At 45.0% G+C, this 22,013-nt stretch carries 21 protein-coding genes and 1 pseudogene; 12 read left to right on the top strand and 10 right to left on the bottom strand.

Annotated elements, in window-relative coordinates; genetic code table 11:
• Positions 1-98: 98 nt before the first annotated feature.
• Positions 99-1,676, bottom strand: a complete 1,578-nt coding sequence (locus QUB56_RS29420) for an adenylate/guanylate cyclase domain-containing protein (RefSeq protein ID WP_332959858.1) — start codon at positions 1,674-1,676, stop codon at positions 99-101.
• 88 nt (positions 1,677-1,764) lie between these two features.
• Here QUB56_RS29420 and QUB56_RS29425 point away from each other — a divergent pair, with 88 nt between their 5' ends.
• The 10 genes from QUB56_RS29425 (at position 1,765) to QUB56_RS29470 (ending at position 8,693) form a co-directional block, all read left to right on the top strand.
• Positions 1,765-2,025 (top strand): hypothetical protein, encoded by a 261-nt coding sequence (locus QUB56_RS29425; protein WP_332959859.1) that lies wholly within the window; start codon positions 1,765-1,767, stop codon positions 2,023-2,025.
• A 62-nt stretch (positions 2,026-2,087) separates the two neighbouring features.
• Positions 2,088-2,252 (top strand): hypothetical protein, encoded by a 165-nt coding sequence (locus tag QUB56_RS29430; protein WP_332959860.1) that lies wholly within the window; start codon positions 2,088-2,090, stop codon positions 2,250-2,252.
• Between the two features lie 149 nt (positions 2,253-2,401).
• Entirely contained in the window at positions 2,402-3,232 is an 831-nt protein-coding gene (locus QUB56_RS29435) for a prepilin peptidase (RefSeq protein ID WP_332959861.1), read from the top strand.
• Between the two features lie 62 nt (positions 3,233-3,294).
• Positions 3,295-3,516: a hypothetical protein gene (locus QUB56_RS29440; RefSeq protein ID WP_332959862.1), complete on the top strand. Its 222-nt coding sequence runs from the start codon at positions 3,295-3,297 to the stop codon at positions 3,514-3,516.
• 143 nt (positions 3,517-3,659) lie between these two features.
• Positions 3,660-4,610: an acetyl-CoA carboxylase, carboxyltransferase subunit beta gene (accD, locus tag QUB56_RS29445; RefSeq protein ID WP_332959863.1), complete on the top strand. Its 951-nt coding sequence runs from the start codon at positions 3,660-3,662 to the stop codon at positions 4,608-4,610.
• 381 nt (positions 4,611-4,991) lie between these two features.
• On the top strand, positions 4,992-5,183 hold the full coding sequence (locus QUB56_RS29450) for a translation initiation factor IF-2 (RefSeq protein WP_332959864.1): 192 nt from the start codon (positions 4,992-4,994) through the stop codon (positions 5,181-5,183).
• A 145-nt stretch (positions 5,184-5,328) separates the two neighbouring features.
• Positions 5,329-5,817 carry a photosystem II cytochrome c-550 gene (psbV, locus tag QUB56_RS29455; RefSeq protein ID WP_190663569.1) on the top strand — a complete coding sequence of 163 codons (489 nt, stop codon included), beginning with the start codon at positions 5,329-5,331 and terminating at the stop codon, positions 5,815-5,817.
• Between the two features lie 248 nt (positions 5,818-6,065).
• Positions 6,066-6,566 carry a photosystem II cytochrome PsbV2 gene (gene psbV2 / locus QUB56_RS29460; protein WP_332959865.1) on the top strand — a complete coding sequence of 167 codons (501 nt, stop codon included), beginning with the start codon at positions 6,066-6,068 and terminating at the stop codon, positions 6,564-6,566.
• 126 nt (positions 6,567-6,692) lie between these two features.
• Entirely contained in the window at positions 6,693-7,031 is a 339-nt protein-coding gene (gene petJ / locus QUB56_RS29465; RefSeq protein WP_332959866.1) for a cytochrome c6 PetJ, read from the top strand.
• 648 nt (positions 7,032-7,679) lie between these two features.
• Positions 7,680-8,693, top strand: a complete 1,014-nt coding sequence (locus QUB56_RS29470) for a CHAD domain-containing protein (RefSeq protein ID WP_332959867.1) — start codon at positions 7,680-7,682, stop codon at positions 8,691-8,693.
• 164 nt (positions 8,694-8,857) lie between these two features.
• On the opposite strand, the gene QUB56_RS29475 is transcribed toward QUB56_RS29470, so the two are convergent.
• The gene (locus tag QUB56_RS29475) at positions 8,858-9,175 is read right to left on the bottom strand and encodes a hypothetical protein (RefSeq protein WP_332959868.1); all 318 of its coding nucleotides are present in this window, start codon (positions 9,173-9,175) and stop codon (positions 8,858-8,860) included.
• 14 nt (positions 9,176-9,189) lie between these two features.
• Positions 9,190-9,648, bottom strand: a complete 459-nt coding sequence (locus QUB56_RS29480) for a prepilin-type N-terminal cleavage/methylation domain-containing protein (protein ID WP_332959869.1) — start codon at positions 9,646-9,648, stop codon at positions 9,190-9,192.
• 616 nt (positions 9,649-10,264) lie between these two features.
• On the opposite strand from QUB56_RS29480, the gene QUB56_RS29485 reads away from it, so the two are divergent.
• Positions 10,265-11,248, top strand: coding sequence for an NB-ARC domain-containing protein (locus tag QUB56_RS29485; protein ID WP_332959880.1), 984 nt, complete (start codon positions 10,265-10,267; stop codon positions 11,246-11,248).
• Positions 11,249-11,296: 48 nt separating this feature from the next.
• Here the strand turns inward: QUB56_RS29485 and QUB56_RS29490 are convergent, their stop codons facing one another.
• Complete coding sequence (locus QUB56_RS29490; protein WP_332959871.1) at positions 11,297-11,794, bottom strand: 2TM domain-containing protein; 498 nt, start codon at positions 11,792-11,794, stop codon at positions 11,297-11,299.
• A 189-nt stretch (positions 11,795-11,983) separates the two neighbouring features.
• The gene (locus QUB56_RS29495; RefSeq protein WP_332959872.1) at positions 11,984-13,558 is read right to left on the bottom strand and encodes an outer membrane protein assembly factor BamB family protein; all 1,575 of its coding nucleotides are present in this window, start codon (positions 13,556-13,558) and stop codon (positions 11,984-11,986) included.
• Positions 13,559-13,685: 127 nt separating this feature from the next.
• Between QUB56_RS29495 and QUB56_RS29500 the strand changes: the two are divergent.
• A pseudogene (locus tag QUB56_RS29500) lies at positions 13,686-13,931 on the top strand (DUF255 domain-containing protein); the annotation flags it as partial.
• Between the two features lie 235 nt (positions 13,932-14,166).
• Here QUB56_RS29500 and crtA read toward each other — a convergent pair.
• The 5 genes from crtA to QUB56_RS29525 form a co-directional block, all read right to left on the bottom strand.
• Positions 14,167-15,003, bottom strand: coding sequence for a cyanoexosortase A (gene crtA / locus QUB56_RS29505; protein WP_332959874.1), 837 nt, complete (start codon positions 15,001-15,003; stop codon positions 14,167-14,169).
• Between the two features lie 1,312 nt (positions 15,004-16,315).
• Positions 16,316-17,311, bottom strand: a complete 996-nt coding sequence (locus QUB56_RS29510; RefSeq protein WP_332959875.1) for a PEP-CTERM sorting domain-containing protein — start codon at positions 17,309-17,311, stop codon at positions 16,316-16,318.
• A complete protein-coding gene (locus QUB56_RS29515; protein ID WP_332959876.1) occupies positions 17,256-18,080 on the bottom strand; it encodes a PEP-CTERM sorting domain-containing protein in 825 nt (274 codons plus the stop codon). The genes QUB56_RS29510 and QUB56_RS29515 overlap by 56 nt, the downstream gene beginning before the upstream one ends.
• Before the next feature lie 225 nt (positions 18,081-18,305).
• Positions 18,306-19,277, bottom strand: coding sequence for a PEP-CTERM sorting domain-containing protein (locus QUB56_RS29520; protein WP_332959877.1), 972 nt, complete (start codon positions 19,275-19,277; stop codon positions 18,306-18,308).
• Complete coding sequence (locus QUB56_RS29525) at positions 19,222-19,899, bottom strand: PEP-CTERM sorting domain-containing protein (RefSeq protein ID WP_332959878.1); 678 nt, start codon at positions 19,897-19,899, stop codon at positions 19,222-19,224. The genes QUB56_RS29520 and QUB56_RS29525 overlap by 56 nt, the downstream gene beginning before the upstream one ends.
• Positions 19,900-22,013: the final 2,114 nt, after the last annotated feature.

A 22,013-nucleotide genomic window follows, 5' to 3' on the forward strand; every position in this document is an offset into this window, starting at 1 on the left:
TATAAAAAAACATTTAGGAGTCAGAGTGGAAAGCGGTTGTGCTGTACTTGCATTTGTGAAGCATAAAACCTGCATACCTATTACCCAGCTTTCGTTATTTAAATGCCCCCTTTTCCCTTCTCCCCTATGGCACCTTGCAAAGCAAAAATCGGAGTCAGAGCAGATTTGCCCTTGAGAGAAACAACTCCCAAAGCCTCGCAAATGAAGTTTAGCCCGATCGACTCATACACCCTTTCAGCAATCAAAATTTGGTTTTCCCCCGCCTTGCTCATCAACCGAGCAGCCGTATTTACCGTATCCCCGAGGATATTAAACTCCCTGCGGCCTCGCGGTTCCCCAACCTCAGCAGCAAACACCGGCCCCAGGGATAGCCCAATTTGACAGCATACTTTTATTTCTTTACCCCCGATAATTACCCGAGGCAAATCTGTAATCATCTCTCGGATCGCAATCGCCGCACTAGCGGCGCGGCTGGCGTCATCCGTGTGAGCGTCGGGCACGCCAAAATAAATCAGCATATCCGAACCGTCTAAGTGCGCCGTTACTTTTTGCAACACGCCCCCTTTAGCTGACACTACAGCATCGATAGACGCAAAAACTCGAGAGTAACTCACTACCAGATTGACTTCTTCCTCCGGCGAAGCTTTCTCCACAGACTCCGGTAAACCAATCAAGTTGACAAACATCACCGTCGGTTCAGGAAAATCCGGCGGAATTTTCCGCTGATCGGCATTTTCAACCAGCAGTCTCAGGATAGTTTTGGGAATATAACTAGCAAGGGGTTCAAGCCGAGTCACAGCTTCCCCAATTTCTTTTACCAAGCCCGCAACGCTGCGATCGAGCAATACCGAACTCGGCATCCGCCGCCGAGTCAAAGTGATATCATACTCTCCGAGTCGATCGTCCGTTAAATCGTCCGCCACCAAAAAATAACCCGAGTTCCCGGGTTCAAAACGAAATTCCTCTCCCAAAGACTCTTTAGCAGTTTCAGTCAAACACACTCTGCCCACAGTCCCAGAACCCTCAGCTTGCTTGGCTTGCTGCACTGAATGCCCCAGCAGTACGTGAGCCATCCGCAGCGGCGTCCCGATGTCAGCACTAATGTAGCGGCCGCAGTGGATTCCCACTCGCATCCTCAAAGACAAAACACCCCGCGCCGTTTCAATATTGGCAAATTCATCCATCGCCCGCTGCATCCGCAAACCCGCCCGGACCGCCCTCGCTGTATCCTCTTGGTGAATTCCTGACAGAAACTGCACCAGCATCGCATCTCCGGTAAACTCCAGCAAATCCCCGCCCGATTTGCTGACAATTTCAATCATCGAGGCAAAATAGTCGTTAATCACGCCCAGCAGCGTTTCAGCTCCCTTGCGCCCCAGGGCCGCATTCGCTTCCAACAGCGACGTAAACCCTGCCAAATCCGTGAACAGCAAGGTGCCTCTTTGCCACTGGTAGCGCACCTCGCCCGGGTTGGGCGGAGCTTCGGACACCGGCCTGGGTACATAGTAGTGGAGGATGTAGCGGAGAGTGCGTAGGTGCTCGAAAACCCTCATTAGCGTTGCGGGGGACGGATCTACCCACGCTGCAGCGTAGAGTTGGGCCGACAGGAGCGCTCGCAGCCGCAGTTCGAGCTCTGCCAAGGGAGGATTGTAGGTTAATGTATTAATAATTTCCACCTAAGTTTATTCTTAAAAAATAGGGTAAGTTCGATCGATCTAGAGGCAACACCAATAGCTCGACCTATACCATTATGATAAGTTTCCCGTGACCCCATACCAGCCAAACCCACAACCCACGAGAGAAACTTCCGCTCGTCACAGCTTGCTAGCTCCCGATTTGATCCGAGCTGCTCGATCGGCCTATGGTATGTATCTGAAAGTGCATGCCGATCAGATGCAGCGTCCGGCCGGTGTAGTTGTCAGTCAAGGAAGCGATCGAGGCCAGCTAATTTTTGCTTCGCAGCCAGTTTTGTTGCCCGGTGAACGTTTTGTTACTTTTGACGAAATTGAATCTCAAATGTATTAATTGGGCATGGGTAATTGGGCATAGGGAATTGGGAATTGAAAATGGGAAATGGGGAATTGAGAATGGAAAATTGGGAATTGAGAATGGGAAATTGGGAATTGGGAATTGGGGATTGGGAATTGATATCAAATCCGGTAACTACCGAAGGAGCTCTCAGTGCGATGGGCCCGCTCGCTTTGAATATCACTCCTTGGGAGAAGCCCGATGTTGTAAAAAGCGTTTTTTAGGAGTGGGCTCACCCCGCACAGCACAGCTTATATATCATCTCTCTAAAAGACACAGGACTACAATCTTCACTACAAACCTTAGGAGTAATTGACCGGACACAATCTAACAACTAATAAATAACGACCATCAACAGTCAACAGACAACTTAATGGAAATTATCTTTAATTCCCTTGTTACCGCGATCGTCTTTGTTTTCGGCTCGGCTATTGGCAGCTTTCTAAATGTGGTAGTCTATCGGTTGCCTGCGAATTTGTCGGTGATGTGGCCTCCTTCTCGCTGTCCCAAATGTTTAAATCAACTCCAACCATACGAAAATATACCCGTTTTCGGTTGGCTGTGGCTGCGGGGACGCTGCAATCACTGCCTCCGTCCCATTTCTGCCCGCTATCCGCTGGTGGAAGCAGCTACGGGTTTGCTGTTTTTGCTCATCTTCTGGCGGTTTGGGGCGGGTGTGCAAACTCTGGGTTTTTGGGCTTTGTTTAGCTGGCTGTTGGCTTTGTCTTTGATTGATTGGGATACAATGACTTTGCCTAATTCTTTAACTCGATCGGGTTTGGTGGCCGGATTGGTTTTCCAAATGGCCAAAGGTTGGTGGCCGACATTTAGTCCGAGCGACTCGGTACACTATCTCGTACTCGACGGGATCGTGGGAGCAGTTGTCGGGTTGTGGCTGTTTGACATCATTGCTTTAGCAGGTTCTCTAGCCCTCCGGCGAACTGCTATGGGCGACGCAGATAGCAAATTGGCTGCCTTGATGGGAGCTTGGCTGGGGTGGAAATACTTGCTGATAGCGGGATTTATCGCCTGTCTAGCCGGGGCTTTGGCTGGTGGATTGGCGATCGCCCTCGGGTTGCTCGAAAGGCGTAAACCCATGCCTTTCGGCCCGTTTCTGGCTCTCGGTACAGCAATTACTGCTCTGTGGGGGGAAGCGATCTTATCTACTTACTTGCAGTTGTTTTTCCCGAATTTTAGTTTCTGATCTGCCCGTAGTCTAGCGATCGAACTTAATAATATCGGTTCAAAAATTGGTAAAATTGTCCCGTGTCTTGGATTACACTTAAAACCACTAGCTTTCGGTGGGAAGCGGAATTAATGCAGCAGCTCCTGGCTGCTCATCAAATCCCGGCCCGGATTGTAGACTTGGGCATAGCATCTTATTTGGGGGCTGGAAGTGCTACAGCCCTGCAAGTTCTTCCAGAACACCAGCCAACAGCATCGCTCCTCATCAGTCCAGTTGAAGATGAGCCAGAATCTGGTGATTAGTCATTAGTCATTAGTCATTAGTCATTAGTCACTAAACAACTAGCAATTGACAACTAGCAACTGACAACTAACAATTACTAATTACCAATTACCAATTACCAATTCCCAATTACCAATTACCACTTACTAATTACCAAGTTTTAATGTCTCTATTTGATTGGTTTGCAAATCGACGAAAATCAGTACCGAACTCCCAAGAACGGCCGGAACGAGAAATTGCGGACGGACTTTGGAATAAATGCGAAGCTTGCGGTGCCCTCAGTTATACCAAAGACCTGCGAGCAAATCAAATGGTTTGCTTGGAATGCGGGCATCATATCAGAGTTTACAGTGACGATCGCATCGAGCAATTGATCGATCCCAATACCTGGATGCCCCTTAACGAAGGACTGCACGCCACAGATCCCCTAAAATTTCGCGATCGAAAAAAATATAGCGATCGGCTGCGAGAATTTCAAGAAAAAACAGGCCACCTAGACGCCGTACAAACAGGCATCGGCCAACTCGAAAATTTGCCCGTCGCCCTCGGAGTCATGGAATTTCAGTTCATCGGCGGCAGCATGGGCTCGGTAGTCGGAGAAAAGCTGACTCGCCTCATCGAACACGCCACGCGGGAACGCTTGTCCGTCATCATTGTCTGCGCTTCTGGCGGTGCGAGAATGCAAGAAGGAATGCTCAGCTTGATGCAAATGGCTAAAATTTCCGGGGCTCTGGAACGCCACCGGGAAGCGAGACTGCTTTACATCCCAATTTTGACCCACCCGACCACCGGCGGCGTCACCGCCAGTTTTGCCATGCTGGGAGACATTATAATTGCAGAGCCAAAAGCTACAGTGGCCTTTACAGGCGGCCGGGTAATCGAGCAAACTCTGCGGGAAAAGCTGCCGGAAAATTATCAAACATCCGAATACTCCTTCGCCCACGGTTTTGTAGACTTGATCGTACCCCGGACTCAATTAAAGAAAACTCTCGGTCAGCTCATCAGCCTCCACCAGCCCCAGCCGTTCTTGGTAGGCTCGGAATTCGCCGCCCTCGATGGCAGCGACGGCCACGCTGTGCCAGAGCAGACTCACGCTTTCAAGCTTTCTCCCTAAGCAGTAGCGCCGGAGGATTGTCTGTTGGTGAGTCCGGGGGAGAGACGAAAAATTTCCTCAGAATGGCTCAAAACCAGGTTTCGAGGAAAAATATTGAGTTTGGTAGCCAGACATTCACGCAGACACCGGGTTTTGATCCCAGAGCACGCAAGTCCTATTGGTAATAACGACCCAGCAGTGGGATGATATTGATCGGAAGTTGATTGGCCCTGAAGTTAGGCTGGGCAAAAATGCCTAGTGGCAGTTAGCGGTTAGTTAGCTGGCGATCGAACAAAATCTCAGAACAAACTAACAGAACAAGCTAACAGCGCTTTCTGAAATTGTCCGGCTTTGAGTTAATAGCCGTCAACTCAATTTTGACCTGTCAGCGACCTAAAAATTATGGGTTTTGCAGACCTGTCCATCGCAGAAATAGCAGAGGACTTCAACGTCCCTGTTGAAGAGGTGATCCGCTTGTGTGACGAGTTGGAAATTGCCTACAAGCACCCTCAAACCCGTTTGGCTTTGGAGGATGTTAAGGCAATTATGACCACTCTCGAAAAAAGGCGCGACTCAAAACTTCTTGCAGATTAGATCGCAAAATTCCTCTACCTTTAAAGGTATGGCTGCACCAACTTTCGCCAGTTGTTGCAGAAAGAGCGAATTTTGAACAGAAATCTGTTTGCCAGCTATACTCTCTTAGCGTTCAATAATTTGCCGGATTTTTTTAAGGAGAACCATGCTTAAAAGATATTTCATTGCTCTGACCGCTGTATTCTTGACATTTCAGTTATTTGTCAGCAGTGCGATGGCTATCGAACTGAGTCCTGAACTTCGCACTCTGCCTTTGAATGACAAGGGTACTCCGGTAGTGCTGAGCCTCAAACAAGTTGAGCAAGGCAAACGCTTGTTCAATTCGGCTTGCGCTCAATGTCACGCTGCAGGCATGACGAAAACTGACCCCAACGTGAACTTGAGTCCGGAAACTCTGGCTTTGGCCAACCCGCCCCGGAATAATATTGAGTCGCTGGTGGACTTTATGAAAAATCCCACGACTTATGACGGGTTTGAGGAAATTTCGGAACTGCATCCGAGTATGAAGAGCGCGGATATTTTCGCGGAGATGAGAAATCTCTCGGATGACGATTTGTACGCCATTGCCGGTCACATTCTGTTGCAGCCGAAAATTGTCTCCAAGCAGTGGGCTGGTGGCAAAGGCGCTCGCTAATCGATTTTAAATTTTAGATTTTGGATTTGGGATGGGGAGAGGGCTGGGGTTTGGCAAGGATTGCTGGCTGGCTGTTTTTCTATCTAAAATCTGAAATCTAAAATTTACCCCCTGCTCATAGATTTTCGCCAGTCGAACCCGCCGAAATCAGCTTGTGGACTGGTTGAGGGCGACGAAAGCCAGAGTGAAACAAGAAAATTCGATTTGGTGAGCAAATGTTAGTGAATTATTGATGGTTCTGGGCCCTTATGCTGCATCGTGGTGTTTTTGTCTGCTTTCTGTTGGGGATGTTAATTATTTTGCCGCTCGTGCTGTTGGCTCCTCAACCTGTTTTGGCTGCTGCCGATTCTTACGTGAATAGGTATTTACAAGCCAGCGAACCTGTGGCTTTGGAGTTGGACTCAGAGGGACATACTCGGTTGTTTTCGGCTCAGGATTTGTCTGCCGGCAAGGTGTTGTTCGAGCAAAATTGCCTGAATTGTCACGTCGGAGGAGCTAATTTGCCGGATCCGACGATATCTCTGTCTTTGGCTGACCTCAAGGGAGCAACCCCTCCCCGCAACAACATCAATAGTTTGGTGGCGTATCTGAGAGAACCGATGACTTATGACGGTACTGAGGAGACTTTTTGGTGCCGCCAAGTGCCCGAAAGCTGGATGCCCCAAGCAGAAATCGAAAAATTGGCGGCTTTTGTGATCCGGGCCGCTCAGAAAGCTCCGGGCTGGGGCGTAGAGAATTTTGAGAGTTGAACTACCGCTGCAAAAAAGTGGTAAATTACTCGGGAGAAAGCGATGCGACGATCGCGATCGCGCCTGTTTTAACAGGTAAAATATCTAAAGAATCACCCTTTGCGTGTCCATTAGAGGAGAACTGCGTTGAAAAGACTCTTATCGATCGCCCTATTAGCGTTCGCAATTTTTACCGTCGGCTTTGGTCGCCCTGCTTTGGCAGGTGATGCTGTTAAAGGAGCTAAAGTCTTTAGCGCGAACTGTGCTGCTTGTCACATCGGTGGCGGCAACGTGGTTATGGCCCAGAAAACCTTGAAAAAGGCGGCTCTTGACAAGTACGGCATGAATTCTCTCGAAGCTATTACCACTCAGGTAACTAAGGGCAAAAATGCTATGCCTGCTTTCGGCGCCAAGTTGAAGCCCCAACAAATCGACGATGTAGCAACCTACGTGCTCCAGCAAGCTGAGAAAGACTGGAAAGGCTAAACTGCTTCTTTGAAGTCGGACAAGCTGGGCGGGCTTGATTTAATTTAAAACTTGTCCTCCCTCACGCACCCTCTCTCTCTCTTTGGCGAATAAATGTCGAGAAAGCAGCGATCTTAACCTGTTTGGGAAAGAGCGCCAGCAATCGGATTTTTATTAGCGATGGGGCGAGGGAGGGTAATTCTATTTTAGATTTTAGATTTTAGATTTTAGAATTGAAGATTGAAGATTTGAGATTTGAGAGTGCTAAATGCTGACTTTGGATAAATTGTCCAGCACCTTACATTAACAAGGCTTACGCATGGGGGCGCTTATTTAGGGTAATTCTATTTTAGATTTTAGATTTTAGATTAAAGAATTGAAGATTTTAGAGTGCTAAATGCTGACTTTGGATAAATTGTCCAGCACCTTACATTAACAAGGCTTACGCATGGGTGCGCTTATTGCCGCTTTCTACGAAAAATTTGCGACGAGTCAAGAGAAATCACCGAAGAAACGGGGTTTTTGAAATCAGGGCGTCCTCGAAAATTAATTACGAATTATTATTGCTGCGGTTCATAAATTAAAGTATGTGCTAGTATATAACCCCTTATTAGCAAAGCTTTGAAATCGAGATTAAAGTCGATCAGCAAAGTGGAGTCTACACCAGCCATGAATATAAAAACATCAGCAAAAGTTAAAACTCAAGTTAAAACTCTCGGAGACGCCGCATCTGGGGCGATTGAGAAATATTTCCGCAAAAGTGTAGCGCACGAGGCTGAAGTTCTCAAAGACAAAGATGCAGAAGAACTTCACCAAATGCGGGTGGGATTGAGACGTTTGCGATCGGCTGTAACGGGTTTTGCTCCGGTTTTAGATTGGCCAAAACAGGCTTCAGAAGGCAAAATTGGTAAGGTGGGGCGGATTCTGGGAACGCTCAGGGATTTGGATGTGATGCTCGAAAGTCTCCAAAACCGCTATTACCCGAATTTGCCCGCCCACGAACAGGAAGTTTTGGATAAGGCTTTGTTGAATTTGCTCAAACAGCGCCACCGGGCTTTGAAAGGGGTGAGGGCGATTTTAGAACACAAAACCTACGAATCGCTGAAGCAGTCGATCGAGGATTGGCTGGAACAACCGCAGTATCGGGCGATCGAACATTTGCCAATTGCTGAGGTTTTGCCGGATTTACTCTTACCTCAAGTCAGTGAGTTTTTCCTGCATCCGGCTTGGCTGCTGGGCACAGAATATGAGGATGGCAAAGTTAAAGTTGCTGATGACTTGAATGCTGAGGCTGTCGAAGAGAAGCTAGCAGCGGAAGGAACTATTCTGCACGATTTGCGGAAGCAAGCGAAGCGGGTTCGGTATTTGATGAATCTGTTTGGGGATTTTTACGGCGAGAGTTACGAAGTTTATGTCGAAGATGTCAAAGCTGTTCAGGAATGTTTGGGCGATATTCAAGACAGTGAAGTTTTAGGGGAGTTTCTGACAGATTTTGTCGAGCGCGATCTGAAAAAAGACTTGCCCAAATTGGCTGATATTTTGGCAAAAAATCGCTACGCAGCTTGGCAAAAATGGCAGGCTTTGCAGCGCAGGTATTTGAATTCGGAAATTCGGAAAGGTTTGCGATCGGTATTAATTCATCCTGTGGTTGAAGATGCTGCTAAGGTCGATTCGCCGCAGTAATTTATAACACGCATATCCCCGATTTCTCAAAGAAGTCGGGGGTTTAAAGTGCGATCGCGCTTTGGGAAAGAAAAGGGCGATCGCTCTTAGATGTGAGCATAAAGAGGGCTAAATATTTACTCTCTATCGTTTGCTAAAAGGAATGGGACATGAGGAATACAATCTCAATTACGACAACGCCATGAATAGGGGTTGCGCCAATCAGTTGTTTCAGCAAATGCCGTGCTACCGTATTGCTCTCTGCAAGCGCGTGTCATATCAACTGAAAAATCCCACCAAGGCCAAATTTTAAACAATGCCAGGGCGTAGCCACGATAACGCCATGAGTAAGCGTTTGGGTTGCTTCCAACCAATACAGGGTCTACAAGGTTGAATTGCACTTGCTTATTGCAGGCTCTTTGCAAATTAATCCCCCCAAGGACTCCTGCATTAACTGGTAGAGCTTCAAGAGACAAGCTCGCTGCTATTATTGCAGCAGTCAAGAATTTTTTTTAAATCATGGTTTGATAGATGCAACTCGATCGCAAGTTGTTGAAATGACTTCACTTGTATTGGTATAAACCAATGCTTGTGCATAGGAAGGTAATCCTTCCTTTTGGGAAGATGCTACACAGCAGACCACTGCTTGAATGAACTCCTCTGGATTTTGAGATTTGTACAAACTCGCATTGACTGTGTATTTATTCGTTTTGCTGAAAATACCTTCTTCAACTTGGGCATTTTCTTCTCCAGCAATAGTTTCGGAACCTTCATAATTAGCTGGCTGCACTCGGAGGCAACTTGCAGTGTACACTTTTTGTTCTACCAGTTTGGCCTTTTGAATTTGCTGCAAATATATAGGCACTGCAATTGCGGAAAGAATACCAACAATTAGAAGAACCACAAGCAGTTCAATTAAAGTAAATCCTTCGTTGAACTTATGATTGATTAAGTTTGGATTATTGAATTTGGTCATTTCCCACTATTTTTTTAGTAGGTTTGCATTATTTAATTTATAAATATATTCCTGCCTAAATTCAAGTTTGTCCAGTCGGAAAATGTCGGGAGTTTCACAACCGATAATGGTCGGAAAATGTCTGGATTTGACTGGTCATGCGGAAAATGTCAGATTTTGTCGGATATAATCGGGAAAACCCCGCACCTACCTGACAATGGACGTTGAAGAAATCTTAAAATTTGCTGACAACCTAGTTTTCGCCAAGACTGGAAAACATCTCGACAACGTGCAAGAGGCTATACTACTCGCTCGGTGCTTGGCAAGGTCAAAAATACCCGAAAATTGCAGAGGAAGCTCATTGTAGTGAGGGTCATGCTAGGGATGTTGCCTCGGAATTATGGAAGATACTCTCAGATGTATTAGGTGAAGCAGTTAATAAATCAAATTTTCGTTCCACCTTCAAAAGGTTGCAAATCTCTATCGTTTCATCAACTGTGGAGAAAAACTCTGTACAAATTGGTAATGTCAATGTCTGTGGAGACACTTTGCAATCTCCAGAAGTTCCAAAAGACCGCCCTCCACCGCAGAAAACACCCAACCCGAAATACGCCAAGACTTAAGAGACGCACCAGATATCACCTCATTTTACGATCGCACATCCGAACTCGCCACCCTACAACAGTGGATCGTACACGATCGCACCCGCCTAGTCGCAATATTAGGACTCAGCGGAATTGGCAAAACCAATCTCGCACTCCACCTCCTCCCACAAATCCAGCATCAATTTGAATATATAATTTGGCGAAGTCTCGGCACAGCCCCAACCCTCCACACTACCCTAAAAAGCCTAATTAAATTTTTATCTAATCCACCAGAAACCGAATTGCCAGCCACCACAGATGAACTGCTATCGCTGTTAATCGACAAATTGCGATCGCACCGCTGCCTCATCATCCTAGACGACGTACAAACAATTCTCAGCAGCGGACAAATAGCAGGCCATTATCGACCCGAATATGAAAATTACAGCACCCTATTCAAACGTATCGGCGAAACTTGCCACGACAGTTGCTTAATCGTAAATAGTTGGGAACCGCCTAGAGAAATTGTCGCATTAAACAGAGAAAACCCCCGCGTTCGCACCTTACCACTCCACGGTTTAGGTACAGCAGCGGGCGAAATCCTCAGAGAAAAAGGTTTACTCGAACCGGAGAAATGGGAAACCCTGATTAACACTTACCGAGGCAATCCCTTGTGGTTGAAAATAGTTGCAGCCATGATTATAGAATTATTTGGCGGTCGAGTGGCCGAATTCTTAAAATATGATACGCTATTCTTGGGAGAGGAATTGAAAGCAAGATTGCAGCAGCAGTGCGATCGCTTATCAGAATTAGAAAGACAGGTAATGTGCTACATCGCCAATGAAATCCAGCCGGTTTCTCTTTCTCAAATTCTCGAAAATGTGCAATTATCACCGGACGATTTATGCAATGCGCTGCTATCTTTGGGAAATCGAGCATTGATTGAAAAACAAGAACAGGATAATCAAGCGCTGTTCAATTTATCGCCAGTGGTAAGACAATATGTGAAAACTGAATATTCTCGCGAGGGAAGATGAGATGTAAGTCGTAAAGTGCGCACAGCGCACCATAAAAATGACTGCACATCAAGACTGTAACCACTTCATAAACTTATCCGCAGCAGTACCGATCGACTGTCCCACCTGTTTCTTCAAACGCCACCGCTGAAACGCTTGTTCGTAATCTTCCCCTTCAGTTTGATAAACATTCCAAGCATTCAGCGACAATCCCAATCCCCACGTTAGTAAAATGAAAAGCGACCAAGAAAGCTCGTGCGAGCCTGCTAGATTAAACAAAACTAAAAAAGTATTGATAATGCCGTACTTTGTCACATTTTTCTGCAACTTGCGACGACGGTAAGTGTTAAAAACCAGCTTTTCTTGAAATTCTCCTCTAGTTGCTAACCATTGCTGTTCCGCCGCCAGAATATCCGCTTCGGAAATGCCCAATTCCGCCGCAATCTCGAAAAGCTGGACTCTGGATAATTCCCCTTCATCCTGTCGCCGCGCGATCGCAAGCTGTAAAATACCTTGAGCATCCTCTGAGGCGTAAATTTGATTTATTTGACTTTCATTTGTCGCCATAACAAGTTTCCTATAATTCCTGACATCCTTTCTATGATAGATATAAGCGCAGTTAAACGGTAGGTAGTGACATTGGCGGATTTCAACACCTTTTTAAGAACAGGCATCTTGCCTGTTCCACAATAAGTCAATTCTCTTGTGGAACAGGCAAAATGCCTGTTCCTGATACAGCAGGTGCAAAAATCAATTTCACCCCAAAGTATACATCCAGCCATCCCTCGCGCAAATCCTCACAATTCCGTCCCAAACTACAGGCGTCGCCTCAAATGACAAACCCGGTTTAAATCTCCCCGATTCTATTACTTTTAAATTGTAAAACTCGCCTTTAGCATTCCTCAAAGCATTCTTATCCCCAGACTTCGCTCGTTCCCAGTTCAAAGTGAACAAATAAACACCGTTGTATCCCGCACTGATCAGTTTATTACCATCGGTAAAAATCGGAGTGGAAATTGAAGAACCAATCTCTTTTTTAAACACTATTACAGGAGTATCGTAAGACTGCTTTCGCCAAGGTACAGCATTTTTTTTACCTGTAGTCATATCTTGGGAACCGATGTACAAATTGCCGTCGATCGCATTTGTGGCAAACAGCGCCGGAAACTCCCCTGAATTGTACTCATCATTCAAAGCCACCGAGCCAATTATCCCCCCTTCCCAGCTAGAAAATCGGCGATTTCCCGTCGGCAAAAACCATTCGACACTGGCATTTGGTTCCTTATTTGGATTCAGCTTCAGCACGCCGCCGTTGCCCTGAATGTATTGTTTTTCGATAGCACAAAACAGTTTTCCAGATTTAGAAATTACAGCACTTCCGTCCAAATCTGAACCAGTATAGAAATCCCAGACTATCTTTTTAGTTTCAATGCTAATACCGTAAATATGACCGGAACCAGCAGCTATAAATATTCTATCTTTGAGCCTCGATGGCGATGATTCCGCTACCAAGTTCCCGCCGTGCTTGCTGATATCTCCTGCTGCATAAAGCTGTACTTCCGACAATATATTTGGCTGCTTAATTCCTTGTTTTAGCTTAGCCTTGCTTGTCGAACTATCAAGAAAATAGCCGATCGCATTTTCTCCCGCATTGAACAAAACGCCACCGCCGAGGTACAAAGCGCTGCTGTCGTTATCGCGGCTGTAACTGGGCGTTCTCCTGATGTCTAATTTCCAAAGTTCTTTGCCAGTTCTAAAAGATATTGCCCTAAAACTCGGCACGACATTGTTGCCACCACCGCCACTCCGGCTTCCCTGCAAAATCACAATTCTGTTTTCGGCGCTCGCTTTTTCATCGATATAAATAGTTGAGGATCCTTTGATTATATCATCAAACTTATAGCGCCAAACTTCTTTATTGGTAGCAATATCTATTTTGCGCAAATTGTGGTCATAAGCACCTATAATTAAATAAGTTCTTCCCCTGTCTCTGGTAATTGTCGGCTGTCCAGTCCAACCGGCGCCGCTCCAAACTACAGACCTCCTTCCCAGAAAAGTCCGGCCGCTTCCTAGTTGAAATTTGTCGATTAACTTCAAGCTTTTCGGAACACCTCTGCCGTAGAAGCGGCGCTGGTCGTTACCTAAAAATGTCGGTACTAATAATTCTATTTCTGGGTCTGCTTTCGCCAGAAAATTGTTAAAATTAGTTTCTAATAAAGCTGGGTTCGAGGATTCAGTTTGGCACAGTTTGAGAACAGCAGGAGGAACAGCCGCGCTCAGCAAAAATTGTCCTAGCTGGTGATTGAAGGTTCTCCGAGATGATAAACTCATGTTAGAGCGAGATAATCAGCCATCATATTAAAACATGATTATCGGCAACAACTCAACTAAAACAACTCGCGCTAAACTGCTAGAGAACTGACAAGCTTACCCAGCACGAGTTAAAGTATATTTGATTGTGGTCAACCGTCTTGCTCACTCCCAAAGCCTTTACCTGCGGAAACACGCCGAAAATCCGATCGACCGGTGGCCTGGGTGCGACGAAGCCTTAGAAACGGCCCGGCGCGAAAATAAACCGATTTGGCTGTCAATTGGCTACTTTAGCTGCCACTGGTTTAGGGTGATGGAAGGAGAAGCATTTTCCGATCGCGCGATCGCACAATACATGAATTCGCACTTTATACCCGTAAAAGTCGATCGCAAGCTGTAAAATACCCTGAGCATCCTCTGAAGCGTAAATGTGATTTATTTGACTTTCATTTGTCGCCATAACAAGTTTTCTATAATTCCTGACATCCTTTCTCTGATAGACATAAGCCCAGTTAAACGGCAGGTAGTGACATTGGCGGATTTCAACCCCCGCACATTTGAGTGAGTGAGACTCCTGACTATTGGAGTGGAAATCGAAGAACCGATATATTACCTCAACTTTAAACTAATTAATTGCCCGAAGCTTGACTAATTTTGCGATCTCGTTTCAACATATATTGATAAAATATCCCAAACAAAATCACCGCAATCATCCCCACCACTAAAGAACCTTCACCCTCATGCCAATATTTAAACAAATCTAGGCGATTAGATGCAACTAACAAGGCCATTGCCGCCACTCTAAAACCATTAATAATAAAACCAAAAGCCACAGCGACCCCTATTACCAAAGCTTTATTTTGTTTAGTAGGAAACATCAACAAACAAACAACAGATAAACCTAATAAGTAATTCATTGCCTCGATACCCGAACATCCCCCATCTACAAACACCCTTCCTGTCGGTAAAGCAACATAATTACCCTCACGTGTTACATTAAAACCCACATACCACAAAGAATAATAAGCAAACTTAGCAGTAAACGACGTAATAATACCCTCTAAAGGTGACGTAAGTACACTGGGGATGCCATGAAAAAATAGTATTACCAATTCACGCCAATATTGTTTTAAATCCTGAAAACCTACCGCAATCAAGAGCAAACCTAAACCTGATAAAAAAGGTGCAATTCTTAAAAAAGGATCGAATTTACTGGAAAGCATAGCACTTTTAAATAAAATAAAAGCTATTAATATTGTCCCAGCGACTATCGATAATACGTCACTTTTTCCCTCACTCTGTTTGAGAATATCCTGCTTGTCCCAAAGTAGGGAACCCACAGCTAACCAAAAAACTATACTCATCCAAAAATGAGCAATATCCCCCAGTTTCCACAGGAGTGTCATATTCAGGGTTACTAAAGCTGTGGCGACAAGGATTAGCCCAAAAAGTTTTCTGTTGAACATTTTGATATTAGTTATTAGTTGATTGATTAGATCGATACTTCAGACCGTTTTTGATCGCCAACCCTACAAAAAGGGTTTCAAAGCAATTCGGCAATCGAGCTACAAACGGAAAATCCAGGGTTTCAGACTACAAAGTAAAAATAGTCCGGACTCTTGTTAGATGATATCATAAAAATAGTACGGGATGTGGGCAACTCAGTAGCTTAAAACCTTCCTAGGGAAACGAGACTTCGGCTACGCGAGCCTGCATCGCAGGGGGGATTTTCATCCCCGTAAATCTTTGATCGGATGGTAGTAGACACTCTCGATGTTGATGGATGGGTGAGACTCAGATGCAACGCATAGCTCAGCATTAGGACACCTAGTTAAAAGACAACTACTCGAAATGATTAGTTTGGTGTCTAGCAGCCACTTACTCAGCCCCTGCAAGCAAAGACTAACAAGTGAGTGAATCAACAAAATTAAAAACTAGTAGCCTCAATGCTGCTTGCATTTCTTGAGAGTAGACGCAATTGGCAGCGCCCATCGCGTGACACTGAGGTTCGAGTAAATACGGTCGCTCGAGTTACAGTTCGAGCAACGATTGACGGTGATTATCTCCTTTTAAAGAATCGAGCCTGTCTTTAGACCTGAGAGTGTCCAGTCCTTGAAATAAAGCCATCAGTCCTAGACGCACGCAGGACCTTCACCCAGGTTTCTGCGTCAATATCTCAAGGAATCATCCAGGATTTTTCGGAGAAACCGGGTTTTTTTTGTCTTAGTCCTAACCATAGGAAACCTGGTTTTTTGATCGAACCAGCAAATAAATTTGTAGGGTGGGGGAGCATCCTTACTTGGCGAGTCCGCCTCTTACCCCGTTAATTGGGACACTCCGCACCTGATTAGTGAGGTAAGTTCCCGCCAAAAATTGTGCGTCACCCTGAGGGGACGACGCACCCTACTGATATCGTTTCCGGTTGCATCGGAATGATAAATTAGAGGGCAATCCATGAATGATTTTTACAAGTCGCCACCTATCTCGGCGCAATTTTCAGTTGTTCGATTCACAGTCAACAGTCAACAGTCAACATCATTCCGGTGCAACCGGAATTGATATGACTACCCCCCGTGCACGGGGGAAAACAGGAGTCAGGAGTACGATCCTTGTAGATTAAAGGTTTTAGCAATCTGAGAGTCCTAACTGCCCTCTTCTAGTGCTTTAAATAACAGACCAAAAAACCTGGTTTCAGGCTGAAACCAGGTTTTTATATCTCTCATAAAATAATCAGTAGGGCCGCGCGGGCCGGGAGCGAAAACCAGTTCAAATGATAGCCTATGGAGCTTTTTGAGCCTGAGCCCGTTGCTTTTTGAACATAGTACCAAACCCAACAGCAGCTCCCGCAGCAAGCATTGTTAAAGGTTCAGGAGTATTTTCTGTGTTGCCACTGCTGCTGCTGATGTAAGAATCGCTTTGACCATTTGGTAAGGCTTGAACGTGCAAACCTAATTTTAAGGCACCGCTATTCAAAGCGGAAATTACGAGATTATAATCACCCGTAAAGCTCAATCCCAAACTTTCGCCAGCTTGGATACCAAATGCATTACCAACACCATTGTTACTTGAGAAGGCATAGTTTGTGGTGAAGCCATTACCACCTTGAGGGAGCTGATCGTTACTCAGACCACCACTAAAGTCTACCTGACCAACGTTACCAATGTTAACCAAGGGAGCAGACAGATAGGTATCATCATCAAAAAAAGAGTTCTTATCATCAAAAAAAACTTTACTGATAAACATACTAGGAGCGGCCACATCTCCAGAGTTTTTGATGTTAAAAAGAACGGAGCCACCCAGGTCAACTACGTCAAATGTAAAGCTATTTACATAGGCATCTCCCGGCGTATCCCCACCAGCGATATTACCAAAGCTGAAGGCCCAGGCCGGTGCTGCCGATACTGCACTAACAGCAGCGACACCGACAACAGCTAACAGCGATTTGACTAAAGTTAATGGGGATTTCATCCTAGGCACCTTAATTTTTAGGTAGAGTGGAATTGGGTTCTTTTCCTTCACATCTTCAAGATAAACCGAAACAAAAGTTAACGCAATGAGGTTTGATGAAGATTTGATGAAGATACTGCCCTCTTCTACTGCTGCTTTAAATAACAGACTAAAAAACCTGGTTTCAGGCTGAAACCAGGTTTTTATATCTCTCATAAAATAATCAGTAGGGCCGCGCGGACCGGGAGCGAAAACCAGTTCAAAGGATAGCTTATTCAGCTTTTTGAGCCTGAGCCCGTTGCTTTTTGAACATAGTACCAAACCCAACAGCAGCTCCCGCAGCAAGCATTGTTAAAGGTTCAGGAGTATTTTCAGTGTTGCCACTGCTGCTGATGTAAGAATCGCTTGCACCATTTGGTAAGCCTTGAACGTGCAAACCTATTTTTAATTCACCGCTATTCAAAGCGGCAATTACGTTATTATAATTAGCCTTAAAGCCCAATACCAAAGTTTCGTTAGCTTGGATACCAAAGGCATTACCAGCACCAGGGAGACGTGAGAAGGCATAGTCTGTGGTGAAGTTATTACCACCTTGAGGGAGCTGAGCGTTACTAGCACCACCATTAAAGGCTACCTGACCAATGTTACTAACGTTAGCCGAGGGACCAGACAGATAGCCATTATCATCAAAAAAAACTTGACTGATAAACATACTAGGAGCTGCGGCATCTCCCGAGTTTTTGATGTTAAAAAAAACAAGTGATAAACCCTGGTCAACTACGTCAAATGTAAAGCTATTTACATAGGCATCTCCCGGCGTATCCCCACCAGCGATATTACCAAAGCTGAAGGCCCAGGCCGGTGCTGCCGATACTGCACTAACAGCAGCGACACCGACAACAGCTAACAGCGATTTGACTAAAGTTAATGGGGATTTCATCCTAGGCACCTTAATTTTTAGGTAGAGTGGAATCGGGTTCTTTTCCTTCACATCTTCAATATAAACCGAAACAAAAGTTAACGCAATGAGGTTTGATGAAGATTTGATGAAGATACTGCCCTCTTCTATAGCCTTTCTCAGATAGATGAAGTACAAGTGTAGATTTTAGATTTTAGATTTTAGATTTTAGATTTTAGATTGGGGGATTGGGTAATTGTTAATTAATTGGTGAATACCTCATCTTTCCGAGAACCGCTATACTGCTGCTTTAAATAACAGACTAAAAAACCTGGTTTCAGGCTGAAACCAGGTGTTAGACCTCTCATAAAATAATCAGTAGGGCCGCGCGGACCGGGAGCGAAAACCAGTTCAAAGGATAGCTTATTCAGCTTTTTGAGCCTGAGCCCGTTGCTTTTTGAACATAGTACCAAACCCAACAGCAGCTCCCGCAGCAAGCATTGTTAAAGGTTCAGGAGTATTTTCAGTGTTGCCACTGCTGCTGATGTAAGAATCGCTTGCACCATTTGGTAAGCCTTGAACGTGCAAACCTATTTTTAATTCACCGCTATTCAAAGCGGCAATTACGTTATTATAATTACCAACAAAGCTCACTGGAAAACTTTCGCCACCTTGGAGACCCCCTCCATTACCACCACCAGGGTTACGTGAGAAGGCATAGTCTGTGGTGAACTCATTACCCCCTTGAGGGAGCTGAGCGTTACTAGGACCACCACTAAAGCTTACCTGACCAATGTTCGTACCGTAAAGCGAGGGAGCAGACAGATAGCCACTATCATCAAAAAAAACTTTACTGATAAACATATTAGGAGCTGCGGCATTTCCCGAGTTGAAGATGTCAAAACGAACTGAGCTACCCTGGTTAACTACGCTATATGTAAAGCTATTTACGTAGGCATCTCCCGGAGTATCCCCACCAGCGATATTACTAAAGTTGAAGGCCCAGGCCGGTGCTGCCGATACTGCACTAACAGCAGCGACACCGACAACAGCTAACAGCGATTTGACTAAAGTTAATGGGGATTTCATTGTAGGCACCTTGATTTTTAGGTAGAGTGGACTCGGGTTTTTTTCCTTCTCATCTTCAATATAAACCGAAACAAAAGTTAACGCCATGAGGTTTGATGAAGATTGGATGAAGATACTGCCCTCTTCTACTGCTGCTTTAAATAACAGACTAAAAAACCTGGTTTCAGGCTGAAACCAGGTTTTTATATCTCTCATAAAATAATCAGTAGGGCCGCGCGGACCGGGAGCGAAAACCAGTTCAAAGGATAGCTTATTCAGCTTTTTGAGCCTGAGCCCGTTGCTTTTTGAACATAGTACCAAACCCAACAGCAGCTCCCGCAGCAAGCATTGTTAAAGGTTCAGGAGTATTTTCTGTGTTGCCACTGTTGCTGCTGATGTAAGAATCGCTTGCACCATTTGGTAAGGCTTGAACGTGCAAACCTATTTTTAAGCTACCGTCATTCAAAGCGGTAAGTACGTTATTATAATTAGCCGCAAAGGCCAATCCCAATTTTTCGCCAGCCTGGATACCAAAGGCATTACCAGCACCATTGTTACTGAAGAAGGCATAGTCTGTGCTGAAGTTATTACCACCTTGAGGGAACTGAGCGTTACTAGCACCACCCGTAAAGGCTACTTCACCAACGTTATTAACGTTAGCCCAGGGAGTAGAGGAAGAAGACAGAGACCCATTATCATCAAAAAAAACTCCAGCGATAAACATACTATTAGCGGAGGAATTTCCAAAGTTAAATATGTTAAAAACAGCTAATCCACCCTGATCCTCTAAAGTAAATCCAAAGTTATTTGCATAGGCATCTCCCACCGTATCCCCACTAGCGATATTACTAAAGTTGAAGGCGGAGGCTGGTGCTGCCGATACTGCACTAACAGCAGCGACACTGGCAACAGCTAAAAGAGATTTGACTAAATTTAATGGGAATTTCATGGTATGCACCTTAATTTTTAGGTTGAGTGGTATCTGGTTCTTTTCCTTCACATCTTTAATATAAACCGGAACAAATGTTAAAGCAAGTAGGTTTGATGAAGCTTTGATGAAGATTGGGAATCGGGTTTTTTTCCTTCACATCCTCAAGATCGACCGACAGAGAGGTTAACGCAATTAGGTTTGATGAAGATTTGATGAAGATTGTAAAGACGCTCATTGGACTTAGCCAAAATGCCTGATTGATGGTCTCTAACTAAGTATTTTCTCGCGTACATCTAAAAATGGGGCTACTGTCACCCGGGCTTTAGTCCTGAATTTTGCTTCTTGCAAAAAGATGCTATAACCCTCATTCCGTGGGGTGTCACACTGCTGAATTACTCATAAAGCTCTATTTTGCAAGTGAGGAATTATGCCTGTGAAAGGTTTTTTATCCGTTAATGTACGGTAGAAAAGTCTAATTGAGAGCTTTATTGCTTGATAAAAACAAGTAAAAACCGAGGGTGACAGTTGAGGGTGCCCAATGTGGGCTATAACTAGGGACAAAATCTTGGAGCCTATGCGGTGCGCGGATTCTGGGTTCCAGATTCAGGAAAAATAGCCATTTAGAGAGACTAAAACTAGCCATCTATACTAAATCAGTTGTACCGCTGTACGCCTAACCGTAATGTTTCAGGAAAAAACGACGGCGAAAGTCAAACCAATAGGTAGGGATAGGTTTTGCTGGCCTTTATTATCTGTTACCCCGGAATTGGAGTTTAGATGTTCACGGTGCGATCGCACGGCTGCGCTTGGCTTGCGGAAAAATCAGCTAAGAGGGCTATGTTGATTGCCAATTCTTGGATGTCGGTCTTTACCCTTGACATAGCAGGATAATAGCTCAAAAAAAAACTGCCTGCGATCGTTAAGGGCACACAGCATCAGGGCAGAAAATTGAGAGTTCACCAAAAATTCTCAAATCTGCCTGCTATGAAGTTTGAACAATGACAGAAATGGAGTCAACAAGCCGATCGATGGCTGACCCAAGCCGTATCTGCTACCTTTGAACCGGTTTGGGCCCTGATGAGGACTCGCCACGTCTCATGTTTACCAGATGAGGCCCGCTGAGCCGTTATTTCGGCGTGAGTGTAAGAGCGTCTATGAGGCGCTGCAAGATTGTAGACCAGACGCTGGAAAAATTTATGCAAAAATATACATATATATAGATGTCACAAGTGCAACGCCCAGTATTGGCCTGACGACCATACAGCGTGGTTGAGGCCTGATGCACGTACCCTCAAAGAGCGTAATGAACGTCAACCTACCGCCTCGCCTCACGGCATACCTGTAGGTATCGGTCAAGGATATATAGCCTTTCTCCGATAGATGAGGTACAAGTTTAGATTTTAGATTTTAGATTTTAGATTTTAGATTGGGGGATTGGGGAATTGTTAATGAATTGGTGAATACCTCATCTTTCCGAGAACCGCTATAGTACGATCGCACCGATACCGCACGGGCGATCGTCCGTGGCGCACTTTTGTTAAGACACGAAGGTCTTACCAGTTGGGAAAACCCGGTAAAGGCGCTCAACAATGAGCAGTATCTCCAGCATTGACCTCTGGCCTTATTTGATAGTGAGTAGGGGTGTGCCACTCTGGTAGAAGCTTTCCAAAGCCATGGAAGCAGATAAAAGTCATGGGTATTCGTTCTCATCGTTGCTTGTGGTCAGCTCCTCCACCCGTCAAGTAATAGAGGACGACCAAAAACTCACGGGAACCAGTTTAAGCTTAACGACTCTCAAAGCTGGTGGAAGAACAAACTCTGGAATCCCTTGAGTCAATCGATTTTAGATTTTAGATTTTAGATTTTAGATTAACCCCACGGATAAATGCTCTTTCTTGAGGATTTTCGATTTTCGAAAAGGGATTGATTCCATGGATAAATCACGTGGCGGGTACCACCTTGGAAATTCGCTTGTCAAAATTCGGAAAAATCAGGTCCAGGAAATGGGATAATTTGCATTTTCTCGGCAGTACCAAACATTCGATCACTCTGATTAGGATCGCGAATTAAATAACTTACAATTTTAATTATTATTGTGGGATGGGCGTCCCGCCCGTCCTTTTTGGACGGGC

Source organism: Microcoleus sp. AR_TQ3_B6, from assembly GCF_036702785.1.
In the GTDB taxonomy this organism is placed as follows: Bacteria; Cyanobacteriota; Cyanobacteriia; order Cyanobacteriales; family Microcoleaceae; genus Microcoleus.

Excerpts from the sequence above, each read along its gene's own strand:
- QUB56_RS29430 (WP_332959860.1), top strand. The coding sequence starts at position 2,088 with ATGGAAAATTGGGAATTGAGAATGGGAAATTGGGAATTGGGAATTGGG.
- QUB56_RS29435 (WP_332959861.1), top strand. The coding sequence starts at position 2,402 with ATGGAAATTATCTTTAATTCCCTTGTTACCGCGATCGTCTTTGTTTTC.
- accD (WP_332959863.1), top strand. The coding sequence starts at position 3,660 with ATGTCTCTATTTGATTGGTTTGCAAATCGACGAAAATCAGTACCGAAC.
- QUB56_RS29450 (WP_332959864.1), top strand. The coding sequence starts at position 4,992 with ATGGGTTTTGCAGACCTGTCCATCGCAGAAATAGCAGAGGACTTCAAC.
- psbV (WP_190663569.1), top strand. The coding sequence starts at position 5,329 with ATGCTTAAAAGATATTTCATTGCTCTGACCGCTGTATTCTTGACATTT.
- psbV2 (WP_332959865.1), top strand. The coding sequence starts at position 6,066 with ATGCTGCATCGTGGTGTTTTTGTCTGCTTTCTGTTGGGGATGTTAATT.
- QUB56_RS29470 (WP_332959867.1), top strand. The coding sequence starts at position 7,680 with ATGAATATAAAAACATCAGCAAAAGTTAAAACTCAAGTTAAAACTCTC.
- QUB56_RS29480 (WP_332959869.1), bottom strand. The coding sequence starts at position 9,648 with ATGACCAAATTCAATAATCCAAACTTAATCAATCATAAGTTCAACGAA.
- QUB56_RS29490 (WP_332959871.1), bottom strand. The coding sequence starts at position 11,794 with ATGGCGACAAATGAAAGTCAAATAAATCAAATTTACGCCTCAGAGGAT.
- QUB56_RS29495 (WP_332959872.1), bottom strand. The coding sequence starts at position 13,558 with ATGAGTTTATCATCTCGGAGAACCTTCAATCACCAGCTAGGACAATTT.
- crtA (WP_332959874.1), bottom strand. The coding sequence starts at position 15,003 with ATGTTCAACAGAAAACTTTTTGGGCTAATCCTTGTCGCCACAGCTTTA.
- QUB56_RS29525 (WP_332959878.1), bottom strand. The coding sequence starts at position 19,899 with ATGAAATTCCCATTAAATTTAGTCAAATCTCTTTTAGCTGTTGCCAGT.